Raw genomic sequence first — 20,409 nt, 5'->3', positions numbered from 1 at the left:
TAGAAAATGGGAGAAAAGTAAGAAATTTTAAATTTTCTTACTTTTTTATTTTTTATATCTTTTATTAATAGCTTAAATTTTGAAATTGAGTATCTAATAAACCTTTTGCAACATCCATAGGTTTTGCAACTGTAATTCCATCTAATAAAACTGATGCATCTTGTCCACTATTTGGTAAATATAAAGGACAAACTTGAACTTTTCCACCATTTTTAATAATAGCTTGAAGCATCATTTTTGGACTTTTATTCATTGGTTTAAAAAGCATACTTTTTTTACCCTTAACAGCTAAATCACCTGCACTTGAACAAAGAGTCATATTAACTTCTTTTTTTTGTTTTAATGTCATCATTGATAAAACCATCGCCATCATTTGACTTTGTCCATCAGCTGTAGTCAAAATAACATTTAAACCCTTTGTTTGGTTTGCACTTAATAAATTTGGGATAAATAGCATCGCTACTAATGTGATTGCAAAAATTCTTTTCATAAATAATTCCTTTTAAAATATATTTTAGTTTTATAACTAAAGTTAATAATTATATTAATAGTATGCTTATTTTATAATTAAAACAAATAATACTATTATAAAATATACTTATTTATTTTAATAAGTTAAATTTTGAAAATCTTTATCCAAAAGTTCTTTTGCTCCACCAACTGGCGTTGCTAATGTAATTCCATCTAATAATACTGATTTATCTTTATTTACATTTGGTAAATAAATAGGACAAATAGTAACTTTTGCACCTTTTTTGATTAATGCTTTTAAAAGCATTTTAGGAGATTTATTCATTGGTTTTAAAACTTCACTTTTCATACCCTTAACAGCTAAATCGCCCGCACTTGAACAAAGAGTCATATTTACTTGTTTGTTTTGATTTAAAGTAGCCATAGATAAAACCATTGCCATCATTTGAGATTGTGCATCTTTTGCAGTTACAATAACATTTAAACCTTTTGCCGAATCGGCACTTAATAAACTTGGAATAAACAGTGAAGCAACTAACGATAATATAAATAAACTTTTTTTCATAAAATATTTCCTTTTAATAGATTTTCTAGTTTAAAACTAAAACTTAATCATTATAAAGATTCACAGCTTAGTTAGTAATTAAAATATTTATGCATAATAATAATCAAAATAAACAAAGAAAAATAGAATTTTGACTATAATATCTGAAATTAAAATAGTAAGAGAAAATATGGAACTATCACAAGAACAAATAGATGAATTCAATGAAAATGGTTTTATTGTTTTAAAGAATTTTGCTTCAAAAGAGTTATGCGATGAAATTCTAGAAAAAGCTAAAAAGCATTTAGAGAGAAAACAAGCCCCCATTGAAACAGAACAAGAATATATGCAAGTTAGTGATGATAATATCACTGTTCGAAGATTAAGACAAGTTTATGATAGAGAAGAAGTCTTTAAAGATTGGATGACTAATAAAGAAATTAGACCAATGTTAAAACAACTATTAAACGACACTCCTGTACTTTCTTTAGCTCATCACAACTCAATTATGACAAAATTACCACGAGAAAGTACTAGAACTTTTTGGCATCAAGATAGAAGATATTGGCACTTTAAAAATGATGATTTAGTTTCTGTTTGGTTAGCTTTAGGTGATGAATATTTGGATAATGGACTTTTAGAGTTTATTCCAAAATCTCATAAAATAAATTTTCCAAAAGATAGATTTGATGAAAATTCAAACTTTTTAGATGAAAATAAAGAAAACAAAGAATTAATAAAAACAAAAACTTCACAAGATTTACAAAAAGGTGATGTAGTATTATTTCACTGTAAAACGCTACATCATGCAAGTAAAAATATAAGTGATAAAGCAAAAATTTCATTTGTTTATACAGTTCGTGCAAAATCAAATATTCCACTAGGAAGTACAAGAAGTGATTTTCGGGAAATAACTCTTGACTAGTGATTTACCTAAAGACTTAATTCTCCTTTTAAAAGAAAGAACAAAATTATCAAGTAAGTCAATACAAAATATAATCACCTTACTTGATGAGGGTTGTACGATTCCATTTATTGCACGATATAGAAAAGATGCAACAGAAAATGCTACAGATGAAGACCTAAGAGCTTTTGAAGAAGTTTTTAATTATTCGCAAAAGCTTCTAAAAAGAAAAGATGAGATTTTAAATCTTCTTGAAGAAAAAAACTTTTTAAATCCTAAAATAAAAACAAGTATCCAAGAAGTAAAAACACTACAAGCCCTAGAAGATATTTATGCACCTTTTAAAGATAAAAAATCATCAAGAACATCAAATGCAATTGAAAATGGACTTGAACCATTAGCAAATATTATTCAATCATTAAAATATACAAATGAAGAAATAAACCAAAAGGCAAAACAATTTCAAAATAAAAATATTAAATCAATTGATGAAGCAATCCAAGGAGCAAAAGATATAATCGCTCAAAGATATGCCGATGATTTTAAATCAAAAGAAATTGTAAGAAACCTAATTGCGAATTGGGGAGAGATACAAATAAAAGAAGGAAAAGAGTTTGATAAAAATGGTGTTTATTCAAACTTTGCAGAAAAAAAAGAAAAAATAAAATACATAAAATCACACCGAACACTTGCAATTTTAAGAGCTGTAAATGAAAAAGAATTATCAATCAAAATAGATATTGATGAGAAACATCTTTTAGAAAATATTAAAAAGTACAAAATCCCATCGTGGGCAAGTTCTTCAAAAGATATCGTTTTTGAAAGTTATAAAGATGGATTAAAAAGACTACTTCTTCCTAGTTTAAAACGTGAAGCTATAAACACTTTAAAAGAAAAAGCAAGTGCAGATGCTATTGAACTTTTTGGAAAAAACTTAAAAGAGCTACTTCAAACAGCACCTTTAGTAAATCAAGTGATTTTAGGAATGGATCCAGGATTTGTATCAGGATGTAAACTAGCAGTTATTGATGAAAATGGTATTTATTTAGACTCAACTGTGATTTATTGTACAAAACCAAGAGAAGATATAAAAACTTCGAGTAAAGTAGTACTAAACTTAATCAAAAAATACAATATCACTTCAATAGCAATAGGAAATGGAACAGCATCAAGAGAAACAGCCCAATTTATCACAAATCTAATAAGTGAAAACAATCTAGATTTAAACTATGCAATTGTAAGTGAAATAGGAGCTAGTGTTTACTCAGCATCAAAAATAGCAGCACAGGAATATCCAAACCTAGATGTAACAATAAGAGGTGCTATTTCAATCGCAGGAAGACTTCGAGACCCAATGGCAACACTTGTAAAAATTGACCCAAAAGCATTAGGAATTGGACAATATCAACACGATGTAAATCAAAAAGAGTTAGCTTCAAAACTAGAAAATACAACTGTGGATTTGGTAAATAAAGTAGGAGTTGATTTAAACTCAGCATCGTATAAACTATTGTCTTTTATCTCAGGAATCTCAGAAAAACTAGCAATAAATATAATAGAACACAGAGATAATATAAAAAAATTCAATAGTAAAAATGAACTTCTAAAAGTAAAAGGCTTAGGAGCAAAAGCATACGAACAAGCAGTAGGATTTTTAAGAATAAAAGATGGAAAATCAATCTTAGATAATACAGCAATTCATCCAGAAGATTATGAGACAACAAAAAATTTACAAAAAAAATACACTATAGAAGAAATACAAAACATTCAAATAAGCCAAATAGAACAAATAGCAAAAGAGTTAAATACAACACCTCTAAAATTAACAGATATTATAGAAGAGCTAAAAAAACCAGGATATGATGTAAGAAATGAGTTTAATCAAGTAAAATTCTCATCAGATATTACAAAATTAGAAGACCTAAAAGAAGGATATATTTTAAGCGGAATTGTAAGAAATATCACAGATTTTGGAGCTTTTGTAGATATAGGACTAAAAAATGATGCCCTACTTCATATATCACAAATATCAGCAAAAAGAATATCTCACCCAAGTGAAATACTAAGTATAAATCAAAATCTAGAAAATATAAAAGTTGTAAGCGTTGATTTGGAAAAACAAAGAGTTGGATTGAGTTTAAAGTAAGTTTTGATAAAAATAGTAAAATGACTGGTTCATCCTAAAAATTGATGATAGTAGGACATATTAGACTAATTAGCTTGTTATTTCGTGTAGAAAATGATATTTTAAATAATTTTTAAGATGTTTATGAAGCTTTATAAATGTATTAATTTTTAATATTTATATTCTAAAAAGCCTATAATCTAGGCTTTTCTATGTTCTTTTATTGAATAAAATTGAAAAGTTATTAAATAATTTTTTTAAGTCATATTGGGATAAAATGGCTACTAATAAGTAGTTAGCAAAATAACATAAAGGAAAAATTTGAATTATCAACATGCATTAAATAAATCAAGATTAAAAAGAATTATCGGATTTATTATTCTTTCAATAGGAATAATTTCATCAACAATTTCAATATTAAGAATGTTATATTTTAATTTTGATGATGGAACAGCTATTTCTGGAACATTATCCAAAATATTTAAAAATTTAATATCTTTAATATATGAAAATACTCAATTCTTAAATATATTTTGGGAAAATTGTCCAACACCAAATTTAAATCAATTATATACTCAAGATAATATATATTTTATATTATTATATATATTAATATTCATTGGTTCAGCGGTATATAGTTCTGGTAAAAAATTAGCTATTAGATTAAATGAAATCAATACGATGATTGAAAATGAATTAATTCACGAATCTATAAGAGATGGAGAAACAAGAACAAGACAAGAAATGCGAAATAATGCAAACATAAATGATTCAAGTATATTTTCCCAAGTACACCAATTATATATTGCCCCATTAATTATAACAGTAATTGGAGGAGTATTTCTAAAATTATCAGGGTTTTAGATTTGCTAACAAAACACAGGAAGAAGAACAAGTTAATAGAGCGAAATTTTCAAGCTTTTAAATCTCGAATAAATAAAATTTAAAGACCAAACAGTCAAGTCGTTTCGCCACTTGTCCTTCAGTTTAGTCGTTATATCAAAAAGGTAAATAAATTGATATTAAAAGAATATGATGAAAAGAGAATAGAATATATTTTCAAAAGAATAGATACATTACATAAATCAATAATGATTAAATTAACAATATTTACAATCGTTATTGTTAATATATATTTTACAAAATTATGGAACTTATATATAAATTTATTTGAAAAAATTATAGGATGGGTAAAAGATTTACTAAGTAATCATATTCCATTAATTGATTCACTTAAACTTCCAGAGTTACTTTCATATACTTTCTATGGAACATCATTTATGATGGCTTTATTAATTGTAATATTTTGGATATTTTTTTCAACTTTTGAATTATCAGATATAAATAAGTTAAAAAAAGAATTAAAAAGATATGATAATCATTACAATATAAATATAAAAAATATTGAAGATGATACTCTCTTTAAAAAAGTTACTAAAATAATGGATAGAATACTAAATAAAACCTAACAAAGGAAGAGGTCTAAAGTCGGAAAGTCAAAGCTTTTAATTGTCGATTAGATAAAGTTAAAAGACTAAAGTTTCAAGGCGTTTCGCCCACTTGTTCCCCAAGTCAGTCGTTAGCATAAGGAAAAGTAGAATTGATAAACTTTATAAATGAATATTCAGATGCCATCTTTGCACTATTAGGTGCTTTTGGTGGAGGACTAATTTCTTTTTTTGCATCGTGGATGATAAAAAAACGTGAATTTACTCTTCGCCTTTGGGATAAATTACTTGATAAAAGAATCAAAGCACATGAAGATGTAATAACTATGGCACTTGAAATGAGAATTATGGTTGCACTAGGTGGCTTTGATGAAAATAATGAAGTTTTAAGAGTACCAAAACTATTGCAATCTAAAGAAGAATTTGAAAATTGGTTTAGGAAATTTACACAATTAACTTTAAATGGAAGTACCTGGTTAACAACTGAAACAAAAAGAGAAGTAAACTTTGTTCAAGATTATTTGGTTACTTTACATCAATATATATTACAAGTTCCAAGTGAAAAATATTTATCTATTGGTCAAATAATTAGACAGGATTTTATTGAATTATCAGGAGAGCTAGAAAAAAAAGCTTTTAACTTTTTTTCAAAAGAAATACATCAACTTGAATTAAACAATTTAAATGAGCATCATAAATATAAGATTAATGATACTAAAGGACGATTGAATAAGACACTATTAATGACAAAATGGCAATCTATAAAAGATATTATAGATAAAAACTAAATAAAATACTAACAAAACCTTGAAGAGAAATAGTTTACCCTGTGAGTAAAACTATTTTTCAAGTCAAATGTTATATACAAAAGGAAACTAAGATGTCGCAAATAATTGATACACCAAAACCACCGTATTATGCAGTAATATTTACATCAAAAAAAATTGATGAAGATAAAGGTTATAGTAAAATGGCGGATAGAATGGTTGAATTAGCATCTCAACAAGATGGGTTTTTAGGAGTTGAATCAGCAAGAGAAGATTTAGGTATTACAGTATCATATTGGAAAGATGAAAAATCAATCATAAATTGGAAAGCTAATTTAGAGCATCAATCAGCACAAAAGATAGGAAAAGAACTTTGGTATAAACAATATAAAGTTAGAATTGCAAAAGTTGAAAGAGACTACGAATTTTAAATTATGTATATAACAAATTAGTTGACAGAATATTGTAATTACTAATAGAACAATTAGTTAGGAGTAAAATAATGACAACTCTAACAAAAATAGATAATTTTCAAGGTATTAGAATTTCAAAACCATTAATTGAACAAGCACACCTTGAAAATGGATTATTGATAAAACCAATTTTAACTTCAAGAAGAGAAAATTGGAAAAGCAATATTGAAAAAGTTTTATTACAAAATAAAGATATAGAGGATGAAGCAATTATTAATAATTTATTAAATGATAGTGATTTAGAAGATTATCAGTGGTAAATGAAATAAAAAGATTTGAGTATTAACATAAAATAAAAAAGCTTCAAAGGAACAAAATTATCCTTTACTTCAATCGCCACCTCTCTAATCTTCACCTAATAATAATTTAGATAAAATCACTCAAATTTATTTCTCAGGGCAAGGTGAAATTCCTTACTGGTGGTAACTATACTTAATAGAAGTCCACGAGCGCTTTATTTTATAAAGGTCAGCAGATTTGGTGTAAATCCAAAACCAACAGTTAAAGTCTGGATGAAAGAGAAAATAATATGTCTTATAAATGTTAAACATTAGGATAATATTGCTTTAAGCATTAGCCCTGATTCCAATAAGTTTTACTTAAAAATAAAGGTATTACTAAAATGAATCAAAAAATGAAAAATTACGATTTTCGATTGAAAATCGAAGGTGCAATTAAAACTTTACAAGATGGTAAAGGTGTAATTGTTGTAGATGACTACGATAGAGAAAATGAAGCAGATATGATTTTTTCTGCACAACACTTAACAACAGAACAAATGGCACTTTTGATAAGAGAAGGTAGCGGTATAGTTTGTTTATGTTTAACTAAACAAAAAGTCGATGAACTTAAACTTCCAATGATGGTACAAAATAATAACTCAAAGTTTCAAACACCATTTACTATTTCAATAGAATCAAAAGACAATGTTACTACAGGTGTATCAGCACAAGATAGAGTTACTACAATAAAATCAGCTATTTCAAAAGATGGTGTATCAAAGATTGTTTCTCCTGGACATATATTCCCATTAAGAGCAAATGAAAATGGCGTATTAGGACGAGCAGGTCATACTGAATCTAGTATTGATTTAATGAAATTATCAAACTTAGAACCTTATGCTGTTTTATGTGAAATAACAAATGAAGATGGAACAATGGCAAAAGGTGAAGATATAGAAGTTTTTGCTAAAAAACATTCTATGCCAATTTTAAGTGTTCAAGATATTATTAGCTATCGAAGAGATAAAAACTAGAGAGAAATTCTCTAGTTTTTATTATTTTTATTTATATATTTGGCTTCCACTTTCTACAAAATCAGTGGCTTTTTCTTCCATTCCTATTTGTATAGCTTTTTCAACATCTTTTTCACCAATTTCAAAAGCATAATCTTTTATATCTTGTGAAATTTTCATTGAACAAAACTTTGGTCCACACATAGAGCAAAAGTGTGCTACTTTTGCACTTTCAACGGGCAATGTTTCATCGTGATATTCTCTTGCTCTTGTTGGGTCAAAACCGATATTAAACTGGTCATACCATCTAAATTCAAATCTTGCTTTACTCATAGCATTATCTCTGATTTGAGCTCCTGGGAATCCTTTTGCTAAATCTGCTGCATGAGCTGCAATTTTATATGTGATAATTCCTTCTTTTACATCTTCTTTATTTGGAAGACCTAAATGCTCTTTTGGTGTTACATAACATAACATTGCAGTTCCATACCAACCAATTTGAGCAGCACCAATTCCTGAAGTTATATGATCATAACCAGGTGCTATATCTGTAGTTAGGGGTCCTAGTGTATAAAAAGGTGCTTCAAAACAATCTTCTAATTCTTTATCCATATTCTCTTTGATTTTATGCATTGGAACGTGTCCTGGACCTTCAATCATCACTTGACAATCATGCTTCCAAGCAATTTTTGTTAACTCTCCTAATGTTTCTAATTCTGCAAATTGTGCTTCATCATTTGCATCATATAAAGAACCAGGTCTAAGTCCATCTCCTAGTGAAAATGAAACATCATAAGCTTTCATAATTTCACATATTTCTTCAAAATGCTCATATAAAAAACTTTCTTTATGATGATGTAAACACCATTTAGCCATGATAGAACCACCTCTTGAAACAATTCCTGTCAATCTTTTTGCAGTCATTGGAACATAAGCTAATCTAACACCTGCGTGAATAGTAAAATAATCAACACCTTGTTCTGCTTGTTCAATCAAAGTATCTCTATAAACTTCCCAAGTTAAGTTTTCTGCGATTCCATTTACTTTTTCTAAGGCTTGATAAATTGGAACAGTACCGATTGGAACAGCTGAATTTCTTACAATCCATTCTCTTGTTTCATGTATGTTTTTACCTGTTGATAAATCCATAACATTATCTCCACCCCATCTAGTAGCCCAAATCATTTTCCCAACTTCTTCTTCAATACCTGAAGTAGTTGCTGAATTTCCAATATTTGCATTGATTTTAACCATAAAATTACGACCTATAATCATAGGTTCAATTTCTGGATGGTTTATATTTGCAGGAATAATAGCACGTCCCGCTGCTATTTCAGCTCTAACAAATTCACCTGTATAAGTTTCAGGCATTGAAGCTCCAAAACCTTGACCTGGATGTTGAAAACTAAGAAGTTTATCATCTTTGTATGCATCTTTTTTACAATTTTCTCTAATTGCTACATATTCCATTTCAGGTGTAACAATACCTTGTTTTGCATAATGCATTTGAGATACATTTTTACCTTTTAAAGCACGTCTTGGTTTTCTTAAATTTGGGAATCTTAATACATCAAGTTTACTATCATCACGTCTTGCATGAAAATAATCTGAAGTAAAATCTTCAAGTTCACATGTATCATTTCTTTCTTCAATCCATTTACTTCTAAGTGGATTTAAACCTTTGTGTAAATCAATATTCACATTTGTATCAGTATATGGACCTGTTGTATCATAAACATATAAAGGTGCATTAGCCTCTTTTGTTTTATTTGAATGAACAGTATCATCTAAAGTGATTTCTCTCATTGGAACTTGAATATCAGGTCTAGAACCTTGAACATAAATTTTTTTTGAATTTGGTAAGTTTTCGATATATGAAGAATCGATTTTTTTCAGATTTTGCAGCACTGCGCTCATTTTTTAATCTCCTTTTCCTACGCCCGCATTATCGGGTTCAGGTTCAACGAAGCCAGATTAAGGACTTCTTTAGGGTATTATCTCAGCCAATCTACGGCACCCCCACAACAATTATAAAATAAAGTGTGAGTATACAAAGACAAGCATAAGATAATACTTAATTAAAAAATAATTCTAGTTTTTAAAAGCAATTGCATCTACTTCAACTAAAACATTTTTAGGTAAAGTTTTTACAGCAACTGTTGCACGAGCTGGTGCAGTTTCGGCTTTGAAGTATTCTCCATAGATTTCATTAAAAGCTGCAAAATTAGCCATATCAGATAAGTAACAAGTAGTTTTTAAAACATTTTCATAAGAGCTTCCTGCTTCTTCTAAAACTGCTTGTAAGTTGTCCATTACTACTTTTGTTTGAGCTTGAACATCACCTTCTACAATTTCCATTGTTTTAGGGTCTAAAGCTATTTGACCTGATGTAAATACTAAGTTTGCTAATGCTGTAGCTTGGTTATAAGGTCCAATTGCATCTGGTGCTTTTGGTGTTGATATAATTTCTTTCATTTTTCTTCCTTTATTAATTAAAAATGTATTATATTTAATTTATATAAAATTCTTATTATTTATTTTATTTTGGGAAAAATAATTCAAAGTCTTTTTTGATATGTGTTAGGGTTTCATGATTTGTAAGAGTTAAGCCTTTATGTCTTATTGCGGCAACTACAATTGCTTTTGAATAATCCATAACCTTATCATCTTCTAAATATTCATTTATATCTACCCATTTTGCTTCTAATATTTCATCTGTATCTTCAATATTTATTTCATACGATTTTGCATTTGCAATACATAAAATATATAAATTTGATTTATGAAATTGATGTGGATAAAAATGTCCTAAAGATATAATAGAATCAAACTCTACATCAATTCCTGTTTCTTCTTTCACTTCTCTTACAAGTGCTGTTGAAATCATTTCTTTATTGTCAATATGACCACCTGGCATTTTAAATCCAAGATTAGAGATTCTTTCTTTTACTACTAATAATTTATTATTATGTATTACAACTGCACCTACTCCCAAGGTATGATTTGCAGCTGTTGGGATAATCGCATTTGGGAATAATCTTTTTACAACTAAGATATAATCTTCATCACATGAGTGAAAAAAGAAACCTTTTTTAGTAGCTATTGGTATAAAATCAGAGCGACTTATATCAATATAAATCCAAATAAGATTTCTTCTATTTTTTGTATTTTCTATTAAATAATCTAGATTAATTTCAAATTCATCTTTTGAAGTTGGAAGAGATATTTGCTCAATTGTAATTCCATTAAATGGGTCTAATATTGTATTAAAACATCCAATTTTTTCGACACTTGTATTATTCATAATTTCTACCTTTGATTAAATATATTAACTAATATTTAATTAAATCTACTAAACTATAAGATATTAATAACATAATAATACCAATTGAAATATCAAGAATTTTCCATGTAATTGGTTTTTTAAATAGAGGAATTAAAAGTCTTGCTCCAAAACCTAAAAGAATAAACCATACAGTAGATGCACAAACAGCACCTAAAAGGAAATAGATTTTAAAATCACTTTGAATATTTGCACCAATTCCACCAATTAGTAAAACTGTATCCAGATAAGTATGTGGATTTAAAAATGTAAAAACTAAAAGCATTATAATAACTTGTTTTAATGGATTAGTTTTATTTTTACCATCTATTTGTAAACTTGCATTTTTAAAAGCAGATTTAAAAGATAAAAAAGAATAAAAACATAAAAATACAATACCAATTATAGCAATAATATTTATTAATAATTGATTTCCTTGAATAAAAAAACCAAGACCATAAACACCTGCACTTATTAGAATAAAATCAAAAAATATACATAAAAGTACTGATATTAATACATATTGTTTAAGAAGTCCAAGTTTTAAAATATAAGCATTTTGAGCGCCAATTGCAACAATCAGTGAAAAGGTTACTATAAAACCTTTTAAAAATATTTCTGTTATCATTATAAATACATCTTACTTAAGTTTATAATTCCTGAAACTATAAATTGTATTGAAATTGCACCTACAATTAATCCCATCAATTTTGTAATAATATTTTGTCCTGTAAGACCTAAATATTTTTTTATATAAATTGAGTTTTTTAAAACAAGATAAAATAATCCAGCATTTAATAAGAAAGCTAAACTAATAGATAATAAATCTGTAAATGTAGTAGCTTGATGTTTGAAAATAATAATAGTAGTAAATAAACCTGTTCCAAAAGCAATTGGAATTCCAATTGGTATTACAGATAAATCATTATGATTTTGAAGTTCTTTATCTTCTTCTTCTGTTGGTTTTTTATCTGATGTACTTCCATTAACCATTGAGATAGCCATTAAAAGTAAAATCAATCCACCCATTGCTTTTAAAGAATGTTCTCCTATTCCAAAAAGTTTTAGGATAAAATCACCTGAAATTATCACAACAAAAAATGCAATAACTACTGTTAAAGCTGATTTTTTTGCAACTTTATTTATTTGGTCTTTTGTGATATTTGGAGAGAGTAGAGATAGTGCGATTGCACTAACTCCAATTGGATCCATAATTGCAAAAAAAGTAATACCTTGTTGTAAAAAGGCAGAAAAGAAATTTTCCACCTATGACATTCCACCTTTTGCGGTCATATTTTTTTCGATTCTATGTCCAATATAACTTAATGATGATGTAATACATAAATATAAAAGTGCAATTACAATCCAAGTTTCAAAGGGAGAAAAAGTATTTGCAACAATTTCTTTACCTACTTTTGTTAAATCTGTAATAGAAATAACAGATACCAAAGATGAATCTTTTACAAGTGCAATTGTTTCACCAACAAGTGTTGGTAAAGCACGTTTAAAAGCTTGTGGTAAGATAATATATCTCATAGCTTGAAAGTTTGAAATACCAAGAGATTTAGCAGCTTCAAGTTGACCTTTGTCAATTGATTGAATTGCACCTCTTAAAATCTCAGCCATATAAGCACCAAAGAAAATACCAAGAGATAAAATACCTGCAACAAATCTTTCAAGTTCAAAAATATTTGCAACTATAAAGTAGAATAAAAATATTTGAACAAGCAGAGGTGTTCCTCTTACAATAGTAATATAAACAGTTGCAATATCACGTAAAAAAATCATAGAAGACAACTTCATAAGTGCGACTATAATACCTATTATTAACGTTAAAATCATTGCAAAAAATGAGATTTTTAAAGTTACCCAAAGTCCAGATAAAACAGGACCTGGCATCATCTCAGATTTAGATGCAATTACATCACCTTCATAAACATCTTCTCCAACTTTATAATCAAATGAGAAACTACTATCTAAATCTTTTAATTCTACTCTATCATCACCTTGAATAAAGTATTTATTATATTCGAATACTAGTTTTCCATCTGTTAAAGCCTCAATTGAATGAGTCTCTTCATAAACAAAATATTTTGGAACACTATTCCATTTCCAAACATAATTCATATTTGATGAAGCTATATAAAAGAAATACCCTATTGCAACAAAAAACATCAAGGCAAGAAAATGCCCTAATGTTTTATTTTCTGATAATGCTTGTTTTTTAGCCATTTGTTACTGAACTCTTTTTAACCAAGAAGTATCTCTTAACCATTTGTTATTTAATTTTTCATGGAAATCAACAACTTTATCACCTTTAATTTGTGTTAAGAAATTATTTAACCAATTTAAGAAATCAGGATCACCTTTTCTTATTGCCCAACCTAATGGTTCATAAGTTAAAGGATTATCTAAATGAACTAATTTATCTTTTCCTTTATTAGACATAAATAAAATATTATATGGTTGATCATAAACCATACCATCTGCTTTACCATTTAAAACTTCAGATGCAGCATCTGATTCTGTTTCAAAAGTAATAATTTTTGCTTTTTTAAAGAATTTTTTAGTAGCAATTTCACCTGTTACACCTAATTTAGTAACAACTGTATATTCTGGTTTATCTAAATCTGCAGCAGTTTTAATTTTTCCAGCTAATTCTTTTCTAATCATGATTGTTTGACCAACAACTACATAAGGATTTGCAAAGTTAACTTTTAAGTTTCTTTGTTGAGTAATAGTCATCCCTGACATAATAATATCATATTTACCAGTTAATAAACCTGCAATAATACCATCCCATGAAGTAGGAACAAGTTTTAATTTAACACCCATTTCTTTTGCCATTTTTTTAGCCATATCAACATCATAACCTATGATTCGACCTTTTTTATCTTTCATTTCAAATGGCATATAACCAGGTTCCATACCAACTCTTAATTCACCTTTTTGTATGATTTGGTTTAATGTAGACTTTTTCCACAACTCAATATCATCTGCAGATGAATTTGCAACAAACAATGTGCTAATAGCAAATACTGCTACTAAAAACTTTTTAACTAAATTTCTCATGTTTTTCCTTTTTTTAAGTTGAATTTTATTGACTAGTGCGTTAAAATTTCTTTTAGAAACTTTTGTGCTCTTTCACTTTTTGGATTATTAAAAAACTCTTCTGGAGTATTTTCCTCTACAATTGTTCCATGATCCATAAATACTATTCTATCTCCTACTTCTTTTGCAAAACCCATTTCATGAGTAACACAAACAATAGTAAAATTTTCTTCTGCTAAATCTTTCATAACAGATAAAACATCCCCAATTGTTTCAGGGTCAAGTGCGGAAGTTGGCTCATCAAAAAGTATTACTTTTGGTTTCATAGCCAATGATCTTGCTATTGCAACTCTTTGTTTTTGTCCACCTGATAAATCACCTGGATAAGAATCTGCCTTATCACTTAGTTTTACTTTTTCTAGTAAATCTTTTGCGATTTGTATAGCTTCTTTTTTAGATCTTTTCTTTACAAGATTTTGTGCAAGCGTTATATTTTCTAAAATAGTTAGATGTGGGAAAAGATTAAAATGTTGGAATACCATTCCAACTTCACTTCTAATTTCTTTTAAATTCTTTTTACTTGCATGAATATCAATATTGTCAACTAAAATAGTTCCATCATCAATATCTTCAAGTCCATTTATACATCTAATTAATGTAGATTTACCTGAACCTGATGGTCCACATACTACAACTATCTCACCTTTTTTTACAGAAAAATCAATATTTTTTAAAACATGGAAATCATCATAAAACTTATTAATCTTACTCATTGAAATTATATTATCACTCATTAAAACTCTTTTTTTATTTGCATAACTTCCATCATACTAAAGAATTGATTAATTTTTAATATGACTATAGTGCATTTTTTATACAATTTAGTCATAATTTATGTTTAACCTAATTTTGATATAATCGCACCAATTATTTTGGAGTATTTATGATAAAAACAAAACTATATGAATTAAGAGCTGATTTATTGCTTTTAAGTGTTGCTATTGCATGGGGTGTTACATTTTTAATGGTTCAAGAAGCTATTGATTCAACTCCTGTTTATTCTTTTTTATTTTTTAGATTTGGTCTTGCTTCAATTTTAATGTTTTTTATTGCTTATAAATATTTAAATCAGATAAATAAAGAAACAATTTTCTTTGGAATCATATTAGGTTCTATATTATTCTCAGCATTTGCAACGCAAACATTTGGATTATCTTATACAAAAAGTTCTATTGTTGCATTTATTACAGGGCTAAATGTAATTTGTGTGCCATTTCTAGCATATTTTATATTTAAAGATCATGTAAGAAGAAATGTATTTATTGCATCAATTATTGCAGTAATTGGATTATATTTACTTACAATGTCTGGAAAATTAACTTTAGGCTATGGCGAGTTTTTAACACTTATATGTGCTTTTCTTTTTGCATTACATATTATATTTACAGGAAAATTTTCAAAAGAGGTAAATGTTTACTTATTAGTTTTGTTTCAATTAATAACAGTATCCATACTATCTCTTAGCTTTTCACTTGTATTAGATGATACTACTTTTGATTTAGAATATGACTATACATTTTTTAAAGCAGTAATTGTAACAGCAGTTTTTGCAACTGTATATGCTTTTTTAATACAAACATATATGCAACAATTTACAACAGCAACTAAAACTGCAGTAATTTTTACAATGGAACCTGTAAGTGCTTCTGTTTATGGATATTTTGCAGGTGGTGAAATACTTACTAATATACAAATTATAGGTGCAATTCTTATTATATCTGCTACATTAGTTGCAGAAGTAAAATTAAATAAAAAAATAAAAAAAATCTAAAATATTATTATGCTTTATTCATGCAACTATTTACTGCTAAAATTTGTCCTATAAATTACAGGAGATAAATAGATGCAAAAGTTTTTATATATTACAGACCAAGATGAATATACAGAACACAGTTTTATAGGTCCCTTATTTGAAAAATATTTAAATAAACATTTTGATATTAATATAATATATTTTTCACATCATAAAGAGGATTCTGAAATTAAGGATGGTAATAAATTTATTATTCCAAATAAATATAGAAATGATATAATTTCTCAATTAGAAAAAAATAATATAAATCTAAATGACTATGCTTATATTACAGTTAGAAATGATGCAGCTATTTTAAAAGATGTAATCAAAAAAAGACATCAATATAATTATAAAGTTGGTTTTAGATTATCTTTCCCAAAAAGAATTGCAAAATTACAAATAGATGAAGCAAACAATAAAAAGAGTTTCTTTGATATTATTAACAACAAAGTACAGACATATAAAGAAACATCTTTAATAAACGAATGTGATATTTTCCTTCCAACTTCTAGACAAATGAGAGATGATTATTTAAAAGATGTAAAAACAAGAACATTTGTAATCCCTTCTGCTATTGACCCGGATTTAATACAACAGAATATTCATCATAAAGGTGAAGAAAAAAGATTTTTCTATGCAGGTACACTTGATAAATTAAGAGAATTTGAAACAGTACTAAAAGCTTTTAGCCAAATACCTAGTGATAGATTTAAATTAATGGTATCAACAAAAGATCCACAATATGCAAAAGAAATGTTTGATAAATATCCTGAACTTACAAATAGTATTGAAATATATGAAGCTAAAACAAGACAAGATTTAATCAAACTTATTGCAAAAGCAGATATTGGTTTAGCACCTTTACCAAATATTGAACTTTTTAATAGCTCAACACCAATGAAAATATTAGATTATTATTCAAGTGCAATTCCTTGTGTAATGACAAATAATGAAAATAATAATTCAATTTTTACAGATGATGAAAATGCTTGGTTATGTGACTTTACGCAAGATGCTATAAGAGAAAAACTAGAATATATAATAAATCTTTCAAAAGATGAAATTACACTAGTAGGTGAAAATGGTCAAAAAAGATTATTAGATGTTAGAAACTACGATAGAATTGCAGCTGATTTAGCTCATCAATTAAATATATTATAAGAGGTTTCCCCTCTTATAATATAAGTAGTATAAAGGAGTGTTATAAACTCTTTTTATCCCAAGAAATAACAGCCCAATAAGCATAATCTTTTTCTTGTTTTTTATTTAAATCTAAACTATCATAATAATTTTCTAATCTTTTAACCTCATCAGAACTTAATCCATCAATACTCCAAGAAACACTTTGGATAAATTTTTCTTTTGATGTATAAATAGTATTTCGTCCTTCACTTTGAATAAAATTAACACTCGCATTTATTCCCATTTGATATAAAATATTTAACACATAAATATAATCAGGCTTTCTTATAATATCTCGCTGCATTACATCTAAAATCTCTTCACTTACAAATGAACCACCTTTTTTATAGCTAAGCACTACTTTTTTATTTGCTTTGTCATTTAACTTTATTAAAGCTTCTTTCATATCTTTTACTTCCATAGATCGTGAAGCAATTACTAAATCAGCATTTGGAATATCAGCCCAAGAATCGTACCAAGATTTATTTATGATATTTATATTTTCTATGTTTTGCTCTTTTGCATTCTCTTCTAATATTTCAAGCATTACAGGAGAATAATCTAAACTATAAACATCTTTTACCCTCTTTGCTAATAATAAAGATAAATTTCCTACTCCACATCCAATATCTAAAACACTATTTATTTTGATTAAATCAATTTGTTCTAAAAACTGTTCATTATATATTGATTTATGAACTCTTTTATTCATAGAAACAGCTTTTTCATCCCAAGCATTTTTCCCTTTTGCTCTAAATGAAGTAAGTGCTTTTTGTTTTACATATAAGTCATTAAAATCTATATCTTCATAATTCATCTTATTACCTTTTACATTTTTTTCAAAAAATCATATAAATACAAATGCTGTCTTAACTCTTGCATAGTTTCATACTCCAAACCTTTTTCTATCCATTGTTTTATATCATTTGGTATTTCTAAGGGTTTAAGTAACTCTTCTTTTTTTAAAGGTGATATTTTTTCGTGTTCGCTTAATACTGTAAGATGAGATAATATACTTGTAAGTCCTAAATCTCTTTTCATAGCAATATCATTTAAACTATTTCCTTCTTGTATTAACTCATACGTTTCTAAATATGTTTTTGTCAATTTTTTTAAAGGTACTCTTGTTTCAATCTTTTCTTTAAACTCTTCTTTTATCTCAATACAAAGATTTAAAAACTTTTCTCCATACTTATCAAACTTAACAAGCCCTACTCCATTTATATCTAACATCTCTTCTTTTGTAATTGGTAACTTTGAGCTAAACTCTTTTAAGGTTTTATCTCCAAATATTACATAAGCTGGAACTTCATATTCAAGTGCCATTTGTCTTCGTAAGTTTCTAAACTTTTCATATAGTTCTTCATCAAAAGATAGTACTTCTTGTGATTCTTCTTGTTTTACAGCAATTCCTAATTTATCTTCATCAATTAAAAGCTTTTCATTTCCTTTTAATATTTCCATTCCAAGAGAGTTTAGTTTTAATACTCTATATTCACCTAAATTAACAGCTTGTATATCTATTAGTTTATCTGCTATTGCTACCCATTCATTTTTACTTTTATCATGTCCTAAACCATATACTTTTAGTTTATCATGTCCAAACTCTAAAAGCTTTTGATTTTTTGAACCTCTTAATATATCTATAATATGATTTGTACCAAAGCGTTGTTCACTTCTATATACAGCACTTAAGAACTTTTGAGCATCTACACTTACATCAACTTGTACAACTTCACCTTTAGTACAGTTATCACATAAAGTAGCACAATCATCAATCTCATCTTCAAAATAAGCAGCTATGATTTTATGCCTACAGTTATTTGAAACACAGTATCTATACATAGCTTCTAGCTTATCAAGTCCTGTTTGTTTATATGAATTATCAATTGCATCTTCTATTTGAAGTTTTCTTTTTACCTCATCACCTTTTGAGTAAAGTAAATATACATAAGACATAGCACCATCTCTTCCTGCTCGTCCTATTTCTTGATAATAGTTTTCTAAGGTTTTTGGTAAGCTTGTATGTATAACAAATCTAATATTTGATTTATCTATTCCCATACCAAATGCAATAGTAGCAACTACTATATCCACGTTTTCATATACAAAGTCATTAAATACCTCATCTTTAACACTTGCACTTAATCCTGCGTGATATGCTTTTGACTTATATCCATTGTCACATAAAAACTTAGCTGTTGATTCTGCTTCTTTTCTTGTAAATGTATATATAATTCCACATAAGCCCTTATGTGATTTTAGAAAGTTTAATATTTGTGATTTTCCATTTGAAATACGAGGTTCGACTTTTATTTCAAGATTATCTCTTTGTGTTTTTGCTCTATAATGTTTTGCATTTACAAGATTAAGTGAAGAGGCAATATCTGCTTCAACTCTTTTTGTAGCAGTCGCAGTAAACGCAGCAATACAAGTATCAGGGAAAAACTGTTTTAGTCTATTTAAGTTTCTATATTCCGCTCTAAACTCATGACCCCATCCAGATACACAGTGAGCTTCATCTATTACAAAATAGTTAATATTTATACGTTGTAATACACTTACAAACTCATTTGAAGTAAATCGCTCAGGTGCAACATATACAAACTTTAACTCACCTGCTAGAAGTTTTTGCATAGTAAAAGAGTTTTCATCATTTGTTTGTGAAGAACTTATCATTGAAGCACTAATCTCAAGGTCATTTAAAGCTTTTACTTGATCTTGCATAAGTGCAATAAGAGGAGAGATTACAACTGTAACACCATCCATAAGTAATGCAGGTAATTGATAACAAAGTGATTTTCCACCACCTGTTGGAAGGATTGTAAGTACATCTTGCTTTTTTAATATGTCATCAACTACTTCTTCTTGAAAAGAACGAAAGTTGTCATGTCCGAATGTTTCTTTTAGGATTTGTTGTTTTTTATTCATTTTTGATTTTAGCATATCTTGGGTTAGGTGTGTATTTATTAATTTAGTATTTTATTAACTATTTTATTTTAAATTTCTATATAATATTCTACCACTTAAATA

22 protein-coding genes and 1 riboswitch are annotated in these 20,409 nt (G+C 27.5%); of the genes, 10 read left to right on the top strand and 12 right to left on the bottom strand.

Going from position 1 to position 20,409, the window contains the following annotated elements; genetic code table 11:
- Window positions 1–64: 64 nt before the first annotated feature.
- Together D9T19_RS06140 and D9T19_RS06135 are read right to left on the bottom strand one after the other, a co-directional pair.
- The gene (locus D9T19_RS06140; protein ID WP_121627343.1) at window positions 65–490 is read right to left on the bottom strand and encodes a DsrE family protein; all 426 of its coding nucleotides are present in this window, start codon (window positions 488–490) and stop codon (window positions 65–67) included.
- Window positions 491–607: 117 nt separating this feature from the next.
- Entirely contained in the window at window positions 608–1,036 is a 429-nt protein-coding gene (locus D9T19_RS06135; protein WP_121627342.1) for a DsrE family protein, read from the bottom strand.
- Window positions 1,037–1,205: 169 nt separating this feature from the next.
- On the opposite strand from D9T19_RS06135, the gene D9T19_RS06130 reads away from it, so the two are divergent.
- The 8 genes from D9T19_RS06130 to ribB all read left to right on the top strand — a co-directional run bounded on the left by D9T19_RS06130 (window position 1,206) and on the right by ribB (window position 7,987).
- Window positions 1,206–1,940: a phytanoyl-CoA dioxygenase family protein gene (locus D9T19_RS06130; protein ID WP_121627385.1), complete on the top strand. Its 735-nt coding sequence runs from the start codon at window positions 1,206–1,208 to the stop codon at window positions 1,938–1,940.
- A complete protein-coding gene (locus tag D9T19_RS06125; protein ID WP_121627341.1) occupies window positions 1,933–4,065 on the top strand; it encodes a helix-hairpin-helix domain-containing protein in 2,133 nt (710 codons plus the stop codon). Before D9T19_RS06130 ends, D9T19_RS06125 begins: the two co-directional genes overlap by 8 nt.
- A 300-nt stretch (window positions 4,066–4,365) precedes the next feature.
- Window positions 4,366–4,908, top strand: coding sequence for a YniB family protein (locus tag D9T19_RS06120; protein ID WP_121627340.1), 543 nt, complete (start codon window positions 4,366–4,368; stop codon window positions 4,906–4,908).
- 152 nt (window positions 4,909–5,060) lie between these two features.
- Complete coding sequence (locus D9T19_RS06115) at window positions 5,061–5,513, top strand: hypothetical protein (RefSeq protein WP_121627339.1); 453 nt, start codon at window positions 5,061–5,063, stop codon at window positions 5,511–5,513.
- Window positions 5,514–5,644: 131 nt separating this feature from the next.
- Window positions 5,645–6,280: a hypothetical protein gene (locus tag D9T19_RS06110; RefSeq protein WP_121627338.1), complete on the top strand. Its 636-nt coding sequence runs from the start codon at window positions 5,645–5,647 to the stop codon at window positions 6,278–6,280.
- A 92-nt stretch (window positions 6,281–6,372) separates the two neighbouring features.
- A complete protein-coding gene (locus D9T19_RS06105; RefSeq protein ID WP_121627337.1) occupies window positions 6,373–6,690 on the top strand; it encodes an antibiotic biosynthesis monooxygenase family protein in 318 nt (105 codons plus the stop codon).
- Window positions 6,691–6,761: 71 nt separating this feature from the next.
- Entirely contained in the window at window positions 6,762–6,992 is a 231-nt protein-coding gene (locus tag D9T19_RS06100; RefSeq protein WP_121627336.1) for an AbrB/MazE/SpoVT family DNA-binding domain-containing protein, read from the top strand.
- Window positions 6,993–7,117: 125 nt separating this feature from the next.
- Window positions 7,118–7,260: riboswitch (FMN riboswitch) on the top strand.
- Window positions 7,261–7,354: 94 nt separating this feature from the next.
- Window positions 7,355–7,987, top strand: a complete 633-nt coding sequence (gene ribB / locus D9T19_RS06095; protein WP_121627335.1) for a 3,4-dihydroxy-2-butanone-4-phosphate synthase — start codon at window positions 7,355–7,357, stop codon at window positions 7,985–7,987.
- A gap of 27 nt (window positions 7,988–8,014) precedes the next feature.
- Here the strand turns inward: ribB and thiC are convergent, their stop codons facing one another.
- The 8 genes from thiC to D9T19_RS06055 form a co-directional block, all read right to left on the bottom strand.
- Window positions 8,015–9,883: a phosphomethylpyrimidine synthase ThiC gene (thiC, locus tag D9T19_RS06090; protein WP_121627334.1), complete on the bottom strand. Its 1,869-nt coding sequence runs from the start codon at window positions 9,881–9,883 to the stop codon at window positions 8,015–8,017.
- A 174-nt stretch (window positions 9,884–10,057) separates the two neighbouring features.
- A complete protein-coding gene (locus D9T19_RS06085; protein WP_121627333.1) occupies window positions 10,058–10,441 on the bottom strand; it encodes a RidA family protein in 384 nt (127 codons plus the stop codon).
- 64 nt (window positions 10,442–10,505) lie between these two features.
- Complete coding sequence (locus D9T19_RS06080; RefSeq protein WP_121627332.1) at window positions 10,506–11,270, bottom strand: NUDIX hydrolase; 765 nt, start codon at window positions 11,268–11,270, stop codon at window positions 10,506–10,508.
- A gap of 28 nt (window positions 11,271–11,298) precedes the next feature.
- The gene (locus D9T19_RS06075; RefSeq protein WP_121627331.1) at window positions 11,299–11,916 is read right to left on the bottom strand and encodes a LysE/ArgO family amino acid transporter; all 618 of its coding nucleotides are present in this window, start codon (window positions 11,914–11,916) and stop codon (window positions 11,299–11,301) included.
- On the bottom strand, window positions 11,916–12,554 hold the full coding sequence (locus tag D9T19_RS06070) for a MarC family protein (protein WP_121627330.1): 639 nt from the start codon (window positions 12,552–12,554) through the stop codon (window positions 11,916–11,918). The genes D9T19_RS06075 and D9T19_RS06070 overlap by 1 nt, the downstream gene beginning before the upstream one ends.
- Window positions 12,555–13,520, bottom strand: coding sequence for an amino acid ABC transporter permease (locus D9T19_RS06065; protein WP_121627329.1), 966 nt, complete (start codon window positions 13,518–13,520; stop codon window positions 12,555–12,557).
- A gap of 3 nt (window positions 13,521–13,523) precedes the next feature.
- Window positions 13,524–14,360: a transporter substrate-binding domain-containing protein gene (locus tag D9T19_RS06060; RefSeq protein ID WP_121627328.1), complete on the bottom strand. Its 837-nt coding sequence runs from the start codon at window positions 14,358–14,360 to the stop codon at window positions 13,524–13,526.
- 32 nt (window positions 14,361–14,392) lie between these two features.
- Entirely contained in the window at window positions 14,393–15,121 is a 729-nt protein-coding gene (locus D9T19_RS06055) for an amino acid ABC transporter ATP-binding protein (protein WP_228197973.1), read from the bottom strand.
- A gap of 161 nt (window positions 15,122–15,282) precedes the next feature.
- Here D9T19_RS06055 and D9T19_RS06050 point away from each other — a divergent pair, with 161 nt between their 5' ends.
- Both D9T19_RS06050 and D9T19_RS06045 read left to right on the top strand, forming a co-directional pair.
- Window positions 15,283–16,170 (top strand): DMT family transporter, encoded by an 888-nt coding sequence (locus tag D9T19_RS06050; protein WP_228197971.1) that lies wholly within the window; start codon window positions 15,283–15,285, stop codon window positions 16,168–16,170.
- 72 nt (window positions 16,171–16,242) lie between these two features.
- Window positions 16,243–17,355, top strand: coding sequence for a glycosyltransferase family 4 protein (locus D9T19_RS06045; protein ID WP_121627326.1), 1,113 nt, complete (start codon window positions 16,243–16,245; stop codon window positions 17,353–17,355).
- Between the two features lie 40 nt (window positions 17,356–17,395).
- Here D9T19_RS06045 and D9T19_RS06040 read toward each other — a convergent pair whose 3' ends face one another.
- Together D9T19_RS06040 and recQ are read right to left on the bottom strand one after the other, a co-directional pair.
- Window positions 17,396–18,193, bottom strand: coding sequence for a class I SAM-dependent methyltransferase (locus D9T19_RS06040; RefSeq protein ID WP_121627325.1), 798 nt, complete (start codon window positions 18,191–18,193; stop codon window positions 17,396–17,398).
- Between the two features lie 11 nt (window positions 18,194–18,204).
- Window positions 18,205–20,307: a DNA helicase RecQ gene (gene recQ / locus D9T19_RS06035; RefSeq protein WP_121627383.1), complete on the bottom strand. Its 2,103-nt coding sequence runs from the start codon at window positions 20,305–20,307 to the stop codon at window positions 18,205–18,207.
- Window positions 20,308–20,409 lie beyond the last annotated feature (102 nt).

The sequence above is a fragment of the Poseidonibacter antarcticus genome (assembly GCF_003667345.1).
GTDB lineage: Bacteria > Campylobacterota > Campylobacteria > Campylobacterales > Arcobacteraceae > Poseidonibacter > Poseidonibacter antarcticus.
This window is presented reverse-complemented; position numbering and strand designations above follow the sequence as displayed.